We start from the raw sequence: 15,638 nt of genomic DNA on the forward strand, positions 1-15,638 counted from the left end.
CAGTTGAATAACTACAGACAGCCGATCTAAACAGATCGGCTATTTTGATTTGGAATTGAATTAATTATTTACTGTTGCATTCAACTGCTTTGCTTCAAGTAAATGGCTCGGTAAGCCAAAAATATGATCAAAGAAATAGTTATACACAAAGGTATAACATGGGATGAGGATCATCAAACTAAAATCCAATAAGAATGCTTTGAGTAAACTGATCTGCATCCACCAAGCAATCAGTGGAATCAAAATCATCACGAGGACAATCTGGAAGCCAATTGCATGTGCCACTCGTCTTTTCACTGTTCGTGTTTTTGAAATTTGTCGTTTTTCCCACATTTCAAACACATAGTTATAAAAGAAGTTAACGATGACGGCGATGACCGCAATCAAAATCGACAAAGGTCCTGTATGACTGATCGTTGTACCCGAAAGCACCGCTAAAATCATGGCACAGATCAAAAAGCTAAATACTTCATAGAAAAATACGTATGTGACTCTTCTCTTGGTTCCTTGCATGACGACACCTTAAAATCAACAAGGAGTGGATTTTACGCCTTCATTCTGATAAAAAAAGTTAATCGTTATCAGATCTACTGACAAGGGAATCACCATGAAACTCAATAGTGAACAACTTGAGTTAATTCTTGAAGTTATGGATCGTGGAAATTTTTCCGCAGCAGCACGTGCCTTAAACCGAGTCCCTTCCGCAGTGAGTATGGCGATTGCCAATTTAGAAGCGGAATTAAATTTACAATTATTCGAGCGTAGCAAAAACCATTTACAGCCGACAGAAGTTGCACTTTCAATTGAGCCACATGCAAGATTAATCGTCACCAAAATGCGTCAGCTCGAAATGCATCTGACCGAGCTTTCAATGGGACTAGAAACACACCTCTCAATCGGTGTTTCAGCCGACATTAATCAAAAGTTCTTATTGGCAGGCATTGAACACTTAACTCAGCGTTATCCACTTTTAAATATTGAAATGGTTTGTGCCCCACAACAAGAGTTAAAAACACGTCTGCAAAACAATGAAATTGATTTGTATGTTGCTTATAGCTCATCGAATATTGATATCAATCAACGTTTTCGGTTATTGGGTGTTGAAAAATTTGTGGCTGCTATTTCACCCAAAGATGCGCAACAGCTCAAAGCTCATCATAAAAATGAACTCACCATGCTGTCTGAATTTAGGCAAATTATTGTTGCTACCAAGCATCTTCCTCTACCTGATCCTCGTATTTTGGTTTCAGATTCTTGTTGGTATACCGATAATTTATCCATGGCAATTCATATGGTAGAACAAGGGATGGGTTGGGGAAATTTTCCGCTTTCAGTCGTGTCGGAGCATTTTACCAAGCACAGTTTAGTTCGTTTAGAATTTAGCGATACCACCAATGGTCTAGATATGCCAATTCATGCGGTTTGGCCGAGTTATAAACCTTTAAGTAAAACAATTCAGCTACTGATTGAACTTTGGACTAAGGAAGTTTTTGAATAGGCATAAAAAAGCCCGACATCCTGTCGGGCTTTTTCGTATTTTGCTGCTAGGAACAACTCCTGTCGTACCTCACGTCCTGATGCTAAAACTTATGATTCTTGTTTTATGTTTTGGAACTTCCTGTTCCTGATGAGTTCATATTAGGTAATTTGATTGGGTCTGAATATGGGATATTGCCCTTAATCTTTGTAGGAAAAAGCGTACAGGATTAGGGCTAATGCTTGGCAAGAAATATCAAAATTGCTCAAAAAGAAGCCAACTTGTTTCCAAGTCGACTTTTTGTTGTTTTGTTAGGGTGGTGATAATTTTTTAAAATACTAATTTAAAATAACTTTTTAAAAATTGTTTCGCATAAGCGCCATTATGTTAAATTGAGTTCAATAAAAAATAGAGACTTAATCATCAATAAATTAAATTTACTTCTAAGTAAGTAATATATAATTAATAAAACTGTTTGAAGAAATTTAAAATGACTTGGAACTTAGTAAAAAAATTTTTCATGAATTACATTTGGGGGGGAATAGTTCTCTTACTGTTATCAATAATTCTTGAATTGATTTTCATACAACCAGATCGTCATTTCTCAGTTAACTTACTGATATTAATTTTTAATTATGTGGGAATAGCCATTATTGTATCTGCTATTTTTTCCTATGCATCTGGAACTTCCCAATTCATGGATCAAATAAAATCTTTGTTAGAAAGTATTGTTATTAAAAGAAACTTCCTGAACAACATTGATCCTAGTTCGAAAAAAGATGTTCTTAAAGCACTATTAGAGCCTTCCATTGCTGAAACAAATAACTATCCAAATATAGGAAATTATTATGGAAATTTTATTGAAAAGGCACTAGAAATTAGAAAAAAGAACGTGCGAAGTAACTATGCAGTTAATGCTCATGTTCATTTTGATAAGAGTTCTAAAAAGATAGCAATTGATAGTCGTTATAGTTATAGATTATATCCATCTATTGATGGTTATGGTGATGTTATTGTTGGGTTTGAAGAGCCAGTAGATGGACCTTGTCAATGTTCGCTATTAAGTATAAGTACACCTGACGGATATCGAGTAAAAAAAGAAAATCTAGAATTTCAAGAAGATATTAATGAAGGTAAAGTTTGCAAAGTTTCGAAGACATCAATTAATCAGGACCTAAATCTTAAAGATTGCAATCATTTGGATGTTGATTTGAATGTTAAGGAGTTTGGAGGTGATCATTGGGCTCTTTTATCATTTAAGGCTTTACAACCGACTGATGGATTCAAGTTCTACTTGAAATGTACTGAAGATATCGTTGTAAAAGAATTTTCCGTATTTGTAGTAGGAGCAACTTATGATGTTCAACAAAGCGATGATAAGAAAGAGATTACTATAAGCTGTAATCAGTGGATTAATGAGGGATCTGGATTATCTATTCTAATAGGAATACCTCATATATTAGACAATCCATCAGATTCAAAAGGAAAAAGTATTCTTAAAGTAGCGTAATAAGAATTTCTACAATTAACATAATACGCCTTATGCGAAATACGTAAAATAAAAAGCCCCAATTTCGGGGCTTTTTAAAAATTACTTATAAATTAAACCGAATGACCTAAACGCTCACCCATCACCACGGTCAAATTGGCTTTGAACTGCTCTTCCCAAACCATTTTATCTTTTTCAAATAAAACCACTGCAGTCGAACCTAGATAGAAACGACCTAACTCTGCACCTTTATCTAACTGCATTTGATGATGTTGCAATTCAACACGACCCGTCGGTTTTACCTTACCTGTCGCAACTGTTTCAATCCCTGCAACAATCATTGCACCAACCAACACCACTGCCATACGACCAAGCTCAGTGTCAAACAAACACACCATACGCTCATTACGCGCGAATAAACCCGGAACATTTTCAGCCGTGGTTTGGTTGACTGAGAACAACTCACCTGGAATATATAAAGTTTCGGTCAATGTACCTGCCAATGGCATATGCACACGATGATAATCTTTAGGTGACAAATAAACAGTTGCAAACTGCCCATCAATAAATGGTTTTGCTAACTGTGGGTCGCCAATCAATTTCTCAACAGAAAAGCTTTGACCTTTCGCTTGAAAAATATCACCCGCTTCAATCTTACCGAGCTGTGAAATCGCACCATCCGCAGGACAAACAATACTATCGGTACGCTCATCCACACCACGTACACCTTGTTTCAAAGCACGTGTGAAAAACTCATTAAATGATTTATATTGATTTGGATTGGTTTGTTCAGCAATGCTCATATCAATGCCATATTTTGCTTTAAACGCCTGAATAACAGCAGTTTTCACCAAAACATTTTCACTTGCGGCAACCTTGCCAACCACACGGCTAAGTTGATGTTGTGGTACTAAATTTTGTGCTTTGATAAAAAGTTGTTTTTTTAAATCTGCTGCGAAACTCAAGATGGTGACTCCCCTGTAGTAATAGGACTATCGAGGCGATTGCCCCATTCACTCCACGCACCATCGTAGGCTCTCACTTGCCAATCAAGCAATCTTGCTAAAATATATGCCAAACCAGAACGGTGATGTGACTGACAATACACCACTACAGGTTGTTGTAAATTAAAGCCGAGTTGCTCTAAACGTTGTTGAGTGCGTTCAAGCGGGTGTAATTTTAGATGATTTTCACGATTAAGGGCAGTACTCCACTCAAAATGCAGTGCATTTGGGATGTGACCGCCGCGTCGCGCAGCTAACCGTAACCCTGTATATTCCTCATTACTACGACAATCCCATAGTTGAATATCACCTTGTTCGACTTGCGCCAATAACTCTTGATATTCAACTCTGTACTGCTGTACCGCGTTCAAGTCAACTTGCACTAATTCCTGAACAGGGCTAAAACGCTCAACTTCAGCACTTGTTGGAAGTCCAGCACCTAACCAAGCATGAATGCCACCATTGATCAGACTGGTTCGCGTAAAACCAAGGCAATGTAAATTCCAAATTAAACGCCCAGCCCAAGCACCGCCTTCATCATCATAGACCACGACATGATGCTGAGGAGAAATATTTAGCTTTTCAATTAAAGCGCTTAAACCGTCATTATCTGGCAACACCCCATTGGCTTGTTCATTTTGAGCAACTAAATATTTAGGTTGCAAATGAATGGCATGCGGAATATGTAATTGTTCATAAACCGAGGCACGGCTTAGATCAACAACACGAATTAGCTCATGCCCTAAATAAGGAACAAGCTGTTCGGGCTCAATCAGTAAACCGAGTTTAAAATCAATATCAGTCATTGTTATGCGCTTGTGTCATCACATCATGTTTGATTTTAGCATAGCTCACTTTTTATCTTTGCTCGATTTTTTGCATTCATTTAGCAGAAAAGGAGATATACAGATAAATGAATGTCCATAAAACGCGTCAAATTTAATATGACCTATCGCATGTAATAGGATACTCGCAAACGTCATCCACAACCTGCGCAATATTTACAAGATATTGTTTCTGCGAAAGATAAAATAGTAGAAGGAAATGAACAGGTTTTGTGGATGACAATGGTTTTGCCTACTTTTCCCGAAAGAAAAGTAGGTCGAACCGAAGGTTTATCCAGATATTTCAATAATGCTCGGTAAGATACCGTGATCACTACTCTCTAAATCAGTTTGCTTAAAGACTAGCTTTCATTTTCCTCAATCTCAAACACCTGACGCAAATACGCCAAAAATGTTTCATTATCAGTCATGGTTTTACCAGAACTATCCGAAATCTTTGCGACAGATTGACGATTGCACTCGACCAACTTCAACACAATATTCAGCGGTGTCTGTCCCATATCATTGGTCAGATTAGTTCCGATCCCAAAACTCACCTGAAAGCGATCTTTAAAATATTGATGTAATGCCCAAGCTTTCTCTAAATTCAACCCATCACTAAAGGTCAACATTTTGGTTTTACTATCGATTTTCAACTTACGGTAATGCGCATAGGCTTTATCGCCCCATTCGTAAGGATCACCACTATCATGACGCAAACCATCAAACAGCTTGGCAAAATACAAATCGAAATCACGTAAGAATGCATCCATGCCAACCACATCGGTCAAGGCAATACCCAAATCGCCCCGATATTCTTGGACCCATGCTTCCAGCGCTGCTTTTTGGAAATTACGTAATCGTACATCTAACGCCTGAAAGGCTTGTAAAAACTCATGTGCCATCGTACCAATTGGGCTGATACCTAATTGCTTGGCTAACAGCACATTACTGGTTCCACGAAAAACTTGCGGCGCTGCAGTATGAAAAGCCTGTACCACATGCTTTTGCCATTCAAAGCTATAACGGCGGCGTGTGCCAAAGTCTGAGACCAAAAAGGGTGGATCATTTTCTTGTTGTTCTTGCGCATATTGTTGCAGTTGGACCAATTTCTGTTGTAAACGGCGCTCCCCTTCCTCCAACACAGCATCAGTACGAATACGGCGGAAATACAATTCATTGACAATGGCCAACACAAAAATCTCAAACATCATCGCCTGAACCATCGGACCTTCAATACGAATATCCAATCGACCTGCATCATCAAGACTGGCTTGAATAAAACGACGCTTAAGCTGGAAGAGTTCTAAATAATCAACAAAATCACTTTTGATAAAGCGTAGTGAACGCAGGTACTGTAGTTCGTCTTCCTTAAACTGCAATTCACACAATAGATCTAACTGATGATTTAACTCAGACAGAATGTCTGATAAAGGATAAACCGTATCATCCAAATTACGACAACGGAATAAATAAACACTATGCGTTTGTGGAAACTGATGGAGCACCACCTGTAACATGGTGAATTTATATAAGTCGGTATCCAGTAATGATTGAATAATAGGTGTAGACATGACTGACTTAGAATCTGCTTTATTCATAGCATTAAAACACACTTTTCCATAGAAAAAAGCGGATCTATACGCCAGATGTGGCAACGACAACATAATCGAACAGTCTTTATTTCACTGAGATAACCCGTGATATGAAGACTATTGCGTGGCTACCGACTGAATCTCTTTTAAACGCTGTTGTTGCCCAAATTGAATTGCAAACTGTTCTGCGGTCAGCTGACCTGTTTTTGCAGCATTGGCATCACAATCGACTTGACGCAATTGTTTAGCAATACCCCATTCTGCTTTTACGATGGCCCCCATTAATGCAGTATGTCCACGTTTATCTCTAAGACAACGATTGGCTCCTTGTTCTAGCAACACTTTTACTGCATCTTTCTGCCCATAATAACTTGCCATCATTAATGCGGTATAACCAGAATGATCCTGAACATCAATCGGAAAACCATAGCTTAAAAACTCTTGTAGAACGTCAACATTGCCGATTTTGGCTGCTGAAAAAAACAATTCAATGACTTCTGCTGGACCATTGTCCTGTGAAGATGGTATTGCTGCATAAACCGAAGCTCCTATACTGCTGCACAGCAGACAAGTTGCAAGAAATACCGAGCGTAAATGAACCATAACAACATCCTCAAAAATCTGAATAAGGAGTGCCTGTAACACTCGCCCTAGGTGCAGGAAAGGCTAATGAGGTTACAGGACTTTCTGGGGGTAACATTTAGGCACCTGTTACCACATGATTAAGATGCGTTATTCATCTTTAAGTTGGGCCGCTTTGGCTTGTACTGCTTTTAGATCAGCGCCCACCGCTTTTGCAAGGCGAGTCCCATAATCTGTATCTGCTTTGTAGAAGTAAGACACCATGATGGTTTTGGTTTCAGTATTCTTCACTTGGCCTAAGTCAGCAGCTAGATTACGGATTAAATCTTTTTTCTCTAGCGCAGAATAACTACGATATAAGTCACCAGCTTGCTTAAACGGTTGTTGTTTCTGGATTGCATGTTGCATCACTGTACCTTGTAAAGGTGTCTGAATAGCTCTTGCAATCTCAGTCGATGGCTTTGGTTCCATCGTACTTGGCTCATAATTGACATGGGATTCAGTTTGTCCCATGTTCATAAACCCTTCTTGGTTGTTGTTATTCACCACAACACGAGGGCGATTCACTGGAAGTTGTTGATGATTTGCTCCTAAACGATACAGTTGGGTATCTGAATAAGAAAAGACACGGCCCTGCAACAAACGATCTTCAGAAGGTTCAATCCCTGGAATTAAATTCCCTGGTGCAAAAGCAGATTGTTCTGTTTCTTGGAAGAAGTTTTTCGGCATGCGGTTTAAAGTCAAAGTACCCACTTTAAACTCTGGTACTAACTCATTTGGCCAGATCTTGGTTGCATCTAAAGGATTGAAATCAAATTTATCGAGGTCTTTTGGATCAAGTACCTGAATGTACAAATCCCATTTCGGATAATTTCCCGCATAAACATTTTTATACATATCATTGGTTAAATGGTTCCAATCACGCCCTTGAACCTCTCTAACCTGTTCTAAATTCAGCCCCTTCACCCCTTGCTGAGAACGCCAGTTAAACTTGACATATTTATAGTCACCTTTGTCGTTATACAGCTTAAAGGCATGTACCCCAAAACCATCTAAAGTCCGATAGCTCTCAGGTGTGCCCAGGTTTGAATAAACATAGGTCAACATATTGATTGACCATGGCTGACTTTGTAAGAAATCAAAAATACGGTTTGGATCTTGGACATTGGTGACTGGATCAGGTTTCATGGCATGAACAAAGTCTGGAAACTTAATCGCATCACGAATAAAAAACACAGGTAAATTGTTTCCCACCAAATCCCAGTTGCCCTGTTGGGTATAGAACTTCACAGCAAAACCATGCGGATCACGCGCAGTTTCTGGTGAACCTTTTGGATGAATCACCGTTGAAAACCGAACAAAAACAGGCGTTGTCGTTCCTGCTTTAAACATGGAAGCGACCGTTAAATCAGAGAGGTCTTTAGTCGCAACAAAGTCACCATATACCCCAGTACCTCGTGCATGTACGACACGCTCGGGAATACGTTCACGACCAAAGCGTTGTAATTTTTGAATAAGTTGTACATCTTGCAACAGCGTTGCACCATTTGCTCCCGCTGTCATTGAGTTTTGATTATCACCAACAGGTGCACCATTATCTTTTGTTAAAGGCGCTGCATACGCTGTGCCTAGCGTTGCCGCAATAATTGTGAATAAAAATGTGTGCTTCAACATGCGCTTTCATCCCAAATCTAAATACCTTTCCTGCCCCTGAACTATACAAAGGTTTTAAAAATAGATAAAAAAGATAATTTTAATGACTTCAATCGAAAAATAAGATTATTAGTTTTTGCCTCTCTCCAGCCCTATACTTTGCAGACTCACCAAATCTGCTAGACTGCTGAACCTATTGAATGGTTAATCTTAGATTGTTCTATGCGCGCATTAATTCAACGCGTCCTCGAAGCCAAAGTTGTGGTTGAGGGCCAAACCAGCGGTGAAATTCAACATGGCTTATTGGTATTCTTAGGTCTAGGCAAAGCAGATAACTTAGCAACAGGCCAAAAGCTAATTGATAAAATTTTGAAGTATCGCGTTTTTGATGATGAGAACGGCAAAATGGGCTGGAATGTCAGCCAAGCGAAAGGCGGAATTTTATTGGTATCACAATTTACCTTGATGGCACAAACCCAGAAAGGGCTGCGTCCAGACTTTGGCCCCGCAATGCCACCATCCGAAGCCAAGGCCTTGTATGAACAATTGGTTGAATATGCACGTCAACAATTTGCAAATGTCCAAACTGGCATTTTTGCTGCCGATATGAAAGTCCATCTCATTAATGATGGTCCAGTGACATTTAACTTGGAAGTTGAATAATACTGGACATAAAAAAACTCCCAAGCCATAGGAGCTGGGAGTTTTTATGCGCTCTTATTTGCCTGTTTTTTCTTTAATAAATGCACGCGCCTGACGAATTTTTTCTTTTACTGGCTTCGGTACTTTTGGTGGAATCAATTTCGCAGCTTGGTTAAACCACACCAATAAGCTAAAGTCACCTTCCATTTTGATGCTGCCATCTTGCATACCTGTCATAAAAGCCGTTGGATCACCTTTTAATAAGGTTTTCACGCCTTGTTCACTCGATGCAAATTGCAGGATAAAGTCAGCTTGTTCTGGATTGCCTGCAACCGTTTCAATTTTGCCACGATTGACCGTAATCTGACGAGCCATACCTAGATCTGTACCGATTTGAATACGAAACTCACGATCATGAACCAACTCAATAAACTTTGGGCTAGTGCGTGCCAACTGCTTCATACGTAACGCCAAACCCGCCACCAACAAATCAAGCGGATCAGTGCTTACATCAACGATAGGTAACTTAACCACAGGTAAAGAAGAAAGCTTCATGACATTTATGCCTACAATATTATGATGAAAATTAAGACAACCGTATCCTAGCACAATTGTAGATCGGACAGCCAAAGCTTTGTCACAGAAAGTTAACGCAACAAAGGCATGCGTAGCATGCCTTTGTTGTTGTTCAAATTATTATAAATTATCGGCTAGAACATTGTTGCTGATCATCCTTATATACAGGGGTATGTTCAATATACTGGCGATTTGCCAACTGTTTTTGTGCTTGTTTGTCTTCACGTAAAAGAATAAATGTCACCGTTACCATCGCGAGGCTCAAAGCAGTCAAATAGCTATAGGCGACTGATATATCGAAGATGCTTTGCACACCAAAGCGTACCACTTCTAACAGTCCCCAGCAGAGCATACCCGCCAACATAAAACCTAACCAACGACGATAAGGAGAAAAGAAAACAGCAATAACTGCGACAGCGATTAAGCCAAATCCAACCCACATGGTGAAATTCGCTGCTTCCATAGGAACCTCCGTCTTTAAAGGGATGGTCTGTGTCTTGCGCAGACCTCATCATAATTGTTCTGTAATCTCTAACAGTACTACGTATTGCATTTGCGTCTTTATGCATTATGGAGGGTTTTTTTTAGAAAAAAAGAGCTTGAAATTAACCGTACGACACAAGCTGTCGCAATATGCTTTTGTCATTACATTTTTTAAAATTACAAAAGTCATGAATCTCCATATAGCATCAATTGCAGCGTGTCATTACAAAAAACTATCGTTGTTTTTTGCCTTAAAAAAACTTTTTTTCGAATTTTTTTATCGTTGTTTTTCTATACATTTAGACATAAATATGACGAAATCGTGACGTCTTTAAAATGTACAATGCCGCTTATGAAAAGCGGCATCATTGGAGCCTAAAAGCAGTGCTTAAGCACGATTCAGATCTTTGTCATGCATACCCAATAGGTACAAAACACCATCCAAACCTACACTGGAAATCGCTTGATTCGCATTCTGACGTACCAACGGTTTAGCGCGGAACGCCACACCTAGACCCGCGATCGAAAGCATTGGCAAGTCATTGGCACCATCACCTACCGCCATCGCTTGCTCAAGTGAAATCCCCATTTTATCCGCCAACTGGCGCAATAACTCGGCCTTACGTGCACCATCGACAATTGCACCCTTCACTTCACCCGTGACCACGCCATCCTGTACATCCAAAATATTGGCATGTACCTCATCAATTCCAAGTTTGGCTTGTAAATATTCAGCAAAATATTGAAAACCGCCCGATAAAATTGCGGTTTTATAGCCCAGTGCTTTTAAAGTTGAAATGAGAAGTTCAGCGCCTTCTGTCACGGTTAAACGCGCTGCGATCTTAGGCAGCACCGAAGCATCCAAACCTTTCAATAAAGCCACACGCGCACGGAAACTTTGTTGGAAATCAAGTTCACCTAGCATGGCACGTTCAGTAATTTCAGCAACTTGCTCCCCAACACCTGCTTCTAATGCAAGCTCATCAATCACTTCTTGTTCGATCAAGGTTGAGTCCATATCGAAACAGACTAAACGGCGATTACGACGGTAAGCATTATCTTCTTGTACGGCGACATCAATATTTAACTCACCTGACAAACTTAAACAAGCAGCACGCATCGCTTGTGCATCGAGCATCTGCCCGCTTAGACCAAATTGTACACAAGCCCGACGTGGGAATGGGCTTTCTTCATCTAACCCTAAACGTCCCGACAAGCGTGTAACCGTTTCAATATTAAAGCCTTGACTCGACACAATTCGGGTAACAGCTTGCAAGTGTTCTGCGGTCAACTCTGGCGCAAGCGCAGTCACGATATAGCGTGTACGCCCCCCCTCACTCACCCATTGATCATATTCTGCGTTGGAGATTGGTTTAAATCGCACAGTGAGACCAATATCATGTGCTAAAATCAAAATCTCTTTCATTGCCAATGCTGTTGCAGTCTCATTATCCGAAGCTACAACGATCCCAAGGGTCAGTTGATTATGGATAACAGCCTGACCAACATCGAGTATTTGCAAAGAATGTACGGAGAGTACCTGCATTAATCGAGTAAACTGATTCGGTTGATCTGGTCCTAGAAAGGATATAAGAATGATTTCTCGCATGAATTGACTCGTGTTTGAGCGACAACTATTGTGTGTAAGAATCATAACATAACCGAACCTAAATCTATTTACCTTGGAAGTTTAACTTGAATGCGCCTCGCCAAGGGCTATTTGCTAGCCTACTGATCGTAAGTTTTGCATTGCATACCTTTTTATTGGTGATTGCAACGACACATCAACTCAATGAAAATCGTGCCAGCCAAGGACAGTTGATGACCAGTCAACTGGTGGCCGACAGTCTTGCTGAACTAGAACCAGCCAATACGGTTTCATTGGCATTGGTCGCCAATCGCTATGCAACCAATCCAAGTGTTGCATCTATTCGAATTTTAGATGCGAATAAACAAGTGCTGGCAACCAGTGGTATGGCAAAAACTCGCCAAGGTGAAGTGTTTGTCCGTGATGCGCTGCAAAATGAAAAGAAAGTTGGAACCGTTGAAATTACACTGATTCAGCCAAGTATTGGTGAAATCTTACGAACTCAGTGGTTAGCCATTTTTGCTTCATTATTCCTTCATTTCCTCATCTGGCTGGCATATCGAGTCATTGCGCGTCCAACCCGTAGTGAATATTTGACGCGAATCAACCAAGAAAATCATTTAAAACATGAGATTCAACGCTTAACTCAAGCCCTTGCTTTAGAAAAGCAAAATGCCATCACTTTGGTTGCACAAGCACAACAGCAAGCAAAAACCCAAAACAAAACTCCAGCTGAGAAGAAACCAAGAGAATCTACTCAATTGGATGATCATAGCTTGGCTTTAAACATTCAGTTTTATGATCCGAAACAGTTACTAAATAGTGTCAACCAATCTGTTTCTGTGCCTTATTTTAAACTATGCCAATTGTTTCTCGATAAAAGTATTGATCTGTCAACTAAGCATTATCAGATCGATTCAACACAAATCCATGTGGTACAAGAGTTTAGTGCGGAGGGTGCAACCTTGTCGACAACTTCGGAACAACCTGAAGCGCTTGAATGTCTGATGATGATCGGTGCTGTGTTCCAACTATTATCAGATGTTTTATATAAGCGTTATCGAGAAGACAAACGTTTTGCACTGCAAACACGAGGGGCTGTTGCCAGTGCCGTCGATGCGATGCAATTAGATGCAGTTGAAGCTGCAAAACGTTTAACACAACATATTCATGCCAAAGAAGCTGCTTTGCATTTGAACCATGAACAACTCAAAACCATTCAAAATCATTATGAACTGGTCGCAATGCCAAACCCAAGTAATATCATGACCCGCCATGCCTTTATGATTAATGGCATGAATGAAGATTGTGCAACCGTGGCGCAGACACTACGCACTGAAATCTTGATGGGCAAGAAAGCAAAAGCAGCAACCGAATCCTGATTCAAGTGCTGTAGCTGATTAAGATATTTGATCCAATTGCTCAATCTTTAATAAAAATAAGGCTTTGTTTTACGACAATGCCTTATTTTTTCCTGTGCAAATTCATCAAAAAATCATCATCAAAAGCCTATGACTGTGTATCCAGCCCAAGCCAATATTTGCTTTTCCACATCGCATTTTTGAATTGATCAAGAAGCACAGGCGAAATTTTTTAAAATGCGTTAAACTATGCCAGATTTATCGAATACTAGTGCCTGAAAAGGCAGCATCAAGGGTGAAAGCGAATGCCGCTGAGTCGTGTTGAAGAGCTTGTCGCAGATATTCGTGCAGGCAAAATGGTCATCCTTATGGATGATGAAGATCGTGAAAATGAAGGTGATTTAGTTATCGCTGCTACGCATGTACGTCCTGAAGATATTAACTTTATGATTACTCATGCCCGTGGTTTGGTCTGCCTAACCCTCAGTCGTGAACGCTGCAAACAACTCAATCTTCCGTTGATGGTTGATCAAAATGGTGCTCAACACGCCACCAACTTTACACTCTCGATTGAAGCAGCCGAGGGTATTAGCACAGGTATTTCAGCAGCTGAACGTGCGCATACCATTCATGCAGCAGTTGCAGCACATGCTAAACCAAGTGATATCGTACAACCTGGGCATATTTTCCCATTAATGGCACAACCAGGTGGTGTATTACACCGTGCAGGACATACCGAAGCAGGCTGTGATCTTGCTCGCCTTGCAGGTTTAGAACCAGCCTCTGTCATCTGTGAAATTATCAATGATGACGGTACCATGGCACGTCGTGCTGATTTGGAAATTTTCGCTGAAAAACATGGTTTAAAGATTGGAACCATTGCGGATCTTATTCATTATCGTATGACCAACGAACAAACCGTAGAACGTTTATCTCAAGAAACTATTGAGACAGAATACGGCACTTTCGATTTATATAAATATCGCGAAATTGGTGACCCTGATATTCATTTAGCATTGGTTAAGGGCGAGCCGAAAGAAGGCGTGACCACAGTTCGTGTGCATGGTTTCAGTCCTGTCCGTGATCTGCTCAAACTCAAAAAAGCAGATGGTTCAGCAGCGTGGAATCTTGATCTTGCCATGAAAACCATTGCCGCAAGTGAACGTGGCGTGTTGGTTTGGATTGGTCAAGATCATTTGGAAGATTTGGGTCATGCACTTCATCAGCTCAATCAACCAAAACCATTGAAATCAAATGCCGCACTATCGCAGCAATATCAAACCATTGGTGTAGGCGCACAAATTTTACGCGATCTAGGTGTGGAAAAAATGAAACTGCTCAGCTCACCGCTGCGTTTCAACGCCTTATCAGGATTTAATCTAGAGGTAGTGGAATATATCACTGCCGATCAAATCACAGCAAAATAATCGAGGTTGCTATGGCAATTCGCCGAATTGAAGGTTTATTACATCTCGCAAGCGAAGGTCGTTATGCGATCTTAGTGGGTCGTTTCAACAGCTTTGTGGTTGAACATTTACTTGAAGGTGCGATCGACACCTTAAAACGTCATGGTGTTGCAGAAGATGCAATTACCGTGATTCATGCACCTGGTGCATGGGAACTGCCTATTGTTGCAAAAAAATTAGCCGCATCAAATAAATTTGATGCCATCATTGCATTAGGTGCAGTGATCCGTGGTAGCACACCACATTTTGATTTTGTTGCAGGCGAATGTGCCAAAGGTTTAGGTGTGGTTGCACTTGAAAGCACAATGCCAGTGATCAATGGTGTCTTAACAACTGACAGCATTGAACAAGCAATCGAACGTTCTGGTACGAAAGCAGGAAACAAAGGTAGCGAAGCTGCATTAACTGCAATCGAAATGGTTAACTTATTAAAGGCAATTTAAAGCATGTCGCAAACACTTCAGGCCGCTTATGCAGCGAAACGCAAAGCACGTCGTTTTGCTGTACAAGGGATTTATGAATGGCAAATGAGTCAGAATCCTGTTCATGAAATTGAAGCACGCACGCGTGTAGAAAATGCCATGCACAAAGTTGACCTTAACTATTACCATGAATTGCTCACTCAAGTGGTTGCTCAACATGAAGCTTTAGATGAGTTACTCGTTCCTGTACTTGACCGTGAGTTATCTGCACTGGATGGTGTAGAACTTGCAACGTTACGACTAGGCGCGTATGAATTAAGAGATCACCTCGAAGTTCCGTACCGAGTAGTACTTGATGAAGCAATTGAGCTAGCAAAACACTTTGGTGGTGCAGACAGTCATAAATATATCAATGGTGTATTAGACCGTCTTTCATCAAAGCTTCGTGAAGCTGAAAAACAACAAGCAAAATAATA

General features: G+C 40.3%; 16 protein-coding genes. 7 read left to right on the forward strand and 9 right to left on the reverse strand.

Annotation, left to right across the window (positions count from 1 at the left end):
* Window positions 1-60: 60 nt before the first annotated feature.
* Window positions 61-513, reverse strand: a complete 453-nt coding sequence (locus AAC851_RS08650) for a PACE efflux transporter (protein ID WP_340600770.1) — start codon at window positions 511-513, stop codon at window positions 61-63.
* 94 nt (window positions 514-607) lie between these two features.
* Between AAC851_RS08650 and AAC851_RS08655 the strand changes: the two genes are divergently transcribed.
* Window positions 608-1,498, forward strand: a complete 891-nt coding sequence (locus AAC851_RS08655) for a LysR family transcriptional regulator (RefSeq protein WP_340600771.1) — start codon at window positions 608-610, stop codon at window positions 1,496-1,498.
* Between the two features lie 469 nt (window positions 1,499-1,967).
* Entirely contained in the window at window positions 1,968-2,987 is a 1,020-nt protein-coding gene (locus AAC851_RS08660) for a hypothetical protein (RefSeq protein WP_100833045.1), read from the forward strand.
* 92 nt (window positions 2,988-3,079) lie between these two features.
* On the opposite strand, the gene asd is transcribed toward AAC851_RS08660, so the two are convergent.
* The 5 genes from asd to AAC851_RS08685 form a co-directional block, all read right to left on the reverse strand.
* Window positions 3,080-3,931, reverse strand: a complete 852-nt coding sequence (gene asd, locus AAC851_RS08665; protein ID WP_335963983.1) for an archaetidylserine decarboxylase — start codon at window positions 3,929-3,931, stop codon at window positions 3,080-3,082.
* On the reverse strand, window positions 3,928-4,776 hold the full coding sequence (locus AAC851_RS08670; protein WP_005087267.1) for a sulfurtransferase: 849 nt from the start codon (window positions 4,774-4,776) through the stop codon (window positions 3,928-3,930). Before AAC851_RS08670 ends, asd begins: the two co-directional genes overlap by 4 nt.
* Before the next feature lie 380 nt (window positions 4,777-5,156).
* Window positions 5,157-6,368 (reverse strand): nicotinate phosphoribosyltransferase, encoded by a 1,212-nt coding sequence (gene pncB, locus AAC851_RS08675; protein WP_125502525.1) that lies wholly within the window; start codon window positions 6,366-6,368, stop codon window positions 5,157-5,159.
* Window positions 6,369-6,506: 138 nt separating this feature from the next.
* Window positions 6,507-6,992 carry an ankyrin repeat domain-containing protein gene (locus AAC851_RS08680; RefSeq protein WP_125502488.1) on the reverse strand — a complete coding sequence of 162 codons (486 nt, stop codon included), beginning with the start codon at window positions 6,990-6,992 and terminating at the stop codon, window positions 6,507-6,509.
* Window positions 6,993-7,121: 129 nt separating this feature from the next.
* Entirely contained in the window at window positions 7,122-8,645 is a 1,524-nt protein-coding gene (locus AAC851_RS08685; protein WP_100833041.1) for a catalase, read from the reverse strand.
* 201 nt (window positions 8,646-8,846) lie between these two features.
* Between AAC851_RS08685 and dtd the strand changes: the two genes are divergently transcribed.
* A complete protein-coding gene (gene dtd, locus AAC851_RS08690; protein ID WP_100833040.1) occupies window positions 8,847-9,287 on the forward strand; it encodes a D-aminoacyl-tRNA deacylase in 441 nt (146 codons plus the stop codon).
* Between the two features lie 54 nt (window positions 9,288-9,341).
* Here dtd and AAC851_RS08695 read toward each other — a convergent pair whose 3' ends face one another.
* The 3 genes from AAC851_RS08695 to serB all read right to left on the reverse strand — a co-directional run bounded on the left by AAC851_RS08695 (window position 9,342) and on the right by serB (window position 11,934).
* Complete coding sequence (locus tag AAC851_RS08695; RefSeq protein WP_100833039.1) at window positions 9,342-9,821, reverse strand: SCP-2 sterol transfer family protein; 480 nt, start codon at window positions 9,819-9,821, stop codon at window positions 9,342-9,344.
* A 148-nt stretch (window positions 9,822-9,969) separates the two neighbouring features.
* Window positions 9,970-10,305: a ciprofloxacin tolerance protein AciT gene (aciT, locus tag AAC851_RS08700; RefSeq protein WP_100833038.1), complete on the reverse strand. Its 336-nt coding sequence runs from the start codon at window positions 10,303-10,305 to the stop codon at window positions 9,970-9,972.
* A gap of 408 nt (window positions 10,306-10,713) precedes the next feature.
* A complete protein-coding gene (gene serB, locus AAC851_RS08705) occupies window positions 10,714-11,934 on the reverse strand; it encodes a phosphoserine phosphatase SerB (RefSeq protein WP_340600772.1) in 1,221 nt (406 codons plus the stop codon).
* Between the two features lie 86 nt (window positions 11,935-12,020).
* On the opposite strand from serB, the gene AAC851_RS08710 reads away from it, so the two are divergent.
* From AAC851_RS08710 to nusB, 4 genes are all read left to right on the forward strand, one after another.
* Window positions 12,021-13,295, forward strand: coding sequence for a hypothetical protein (locus tag AAC851_RS08710; protein ID WP_100833036.1), 1,275 nt, complete (start codon window positions 12,021-12,023; stop codon window positions 13,293-13,295).
* A gap of 284 nt (window positions 13,296-13,579) precedes the next feature.
* The gene (gene ribBA / locus AAC851_RS08715) at window positions 13,580-14,701 is read left to right on the forward strand and encodes a bifunctional 3,4-dihydroxy-2-butanone-4-phosphate synthase/GTP cyclohydrolase II (RefSeq protein ID WP_004637205.1); all 1,122 of its coding nucleotides are present in this window, start codon (window positions 13,580-13,582) and stop codon (window positions 14,699-14,701) included.
* Between the two features lie 11 nt (window positions 14,702-14,712).
* Window positions 14,713-15,183 carry a 6,7-dimethyl-8-ribityllumazine synthase gene (gene ribH / locus AAC851_RS08720; protein ID WP_004637206.1) on the forward strand — a complete coding sequence of 157 codons (471 nt, stop codon included), beginning with the start codon at window positions 14,713-14,715 and terminating at the stop codon, window positions 15,181-15,183.
* A gap of 3 nt (window positions 15,184-15,186) precedes the next feature.
* Window positions 15,187-15,636, forward strand: a complete 450-nt coding sequence (nusB, locus tag AAC851_RS08725; RefSeq protein ID WP_004637207.1) for a transcription antitermination factor NusB — start codon at window positions 15,187-15,189, stop codon at window positions 15,634-15,636.
* Window positions 15,637-15,638: the final 2 nt, after the last annotated feature.

It is taken from the genome of Acinetobacter sp. HZNU-JH01 (genome assembly GCF_037996845.1).
GTDB lineage: Bacteria > Pseudomonadota > Gammaproteobacteria > Pseudomonadales > Moraxellaceae > Acinetobacter > Acinetobacter haemolyticus.

Bases quoted from the DNA above. Each gene is read 5' to 3' on its own strand.
- AAC851_RS08650 (WP_340600770.1), bottom strand. From the start codon at position 513: ATGCAAGGAACCAAGAGAAGAGTCACATACGTATTTTTCTATGAAGTA.
- AAC851_RS08655 (WP_340600771.1), top strand. From the start codon at position 608: ATGAAACTCAATAGTGAACAACTTGAGTTAATTCTTGAAGTTATGGAT.
- AAC851_RS08660 (WP_100833045.1), top strand. From the start codon at position 1,968: ATGACTTGGAACTTAGTAAAAAAATTTTTCATGAATTACATTTGGGGG.
- AAC851_RS08670 (WP_005087267.1), bottom strand. From the start codon at position 4,776: ATGACTGATATTGATTTTAAACTCGGTTTACTGATTGAGCCCGAACAG.
- pncB (WP_125502525.1), bottom strand. From the start codon at position 6,368: ATGTCTACACCTATTATTCAATCATTACTGGATACCGACTTATATAAA.
- AAC851_RS08680 (WP_125502488.1), bottom strand. From the start codon at position 6,992: ATGGTTCATTTACGCTCGGTATTTCTTGCAACTTGTCTGCTGTGCAGC.
- AAC851_RS08685 (WP_100833041.1), bottom strand. From the start codon at position 8,645: ATGTTGAAGCACACATTTTTATTCACAATTATTGCGGCAACGCTAGGC.
- dtd (WP_100833040.1), top strand. From the start codon at position 8,847: ATGCGCGCATTAATTCAACGCGTCCTCGAAGCCAAAGTTGTGGTTGAG.
- AAC851_RS08695 (WP_100833039.1), bottom strand. From the start codon at position 9,821: ATGAAGCTTTCTTCTTTACCTGTGGTTAAGTTACCTATCGTTGATGTA.
- aciT (WP_100833038.1), bottom strand. From the start codon at position 10,305: ATGGAAGCAGCGAATTTCACCATGTGGGTTGGATTTGGCTTAATCGCT.
- serB (WP_340600772.1), bottom strand. From the start codon at position 11,934: ATGCGAGAAATCATTCTTATATCCTTTCTAGGACCAGATCAACCGAAT.
- ribBA (WP_004637205.1), top strand. From the start codon at position 13,580: ATGCCGCTGAGTCGTGTTGAAGAGCTTGTCGCAGATATTCGTGCAGGC.
- ribH (WP_004637206.1), top strand. From the start codon at position 14,713: ATGGCAATTCGCCGAATTGAAGGTTTATTACATCTCGCAAGCGAAGGT.
- nusB (WP_004637207.1), top strand. From the start codon at position 15,187: ATGTCGCAAACACTTCAGGCCGCTTATGCAGCGAAACGCAAAGCACGT.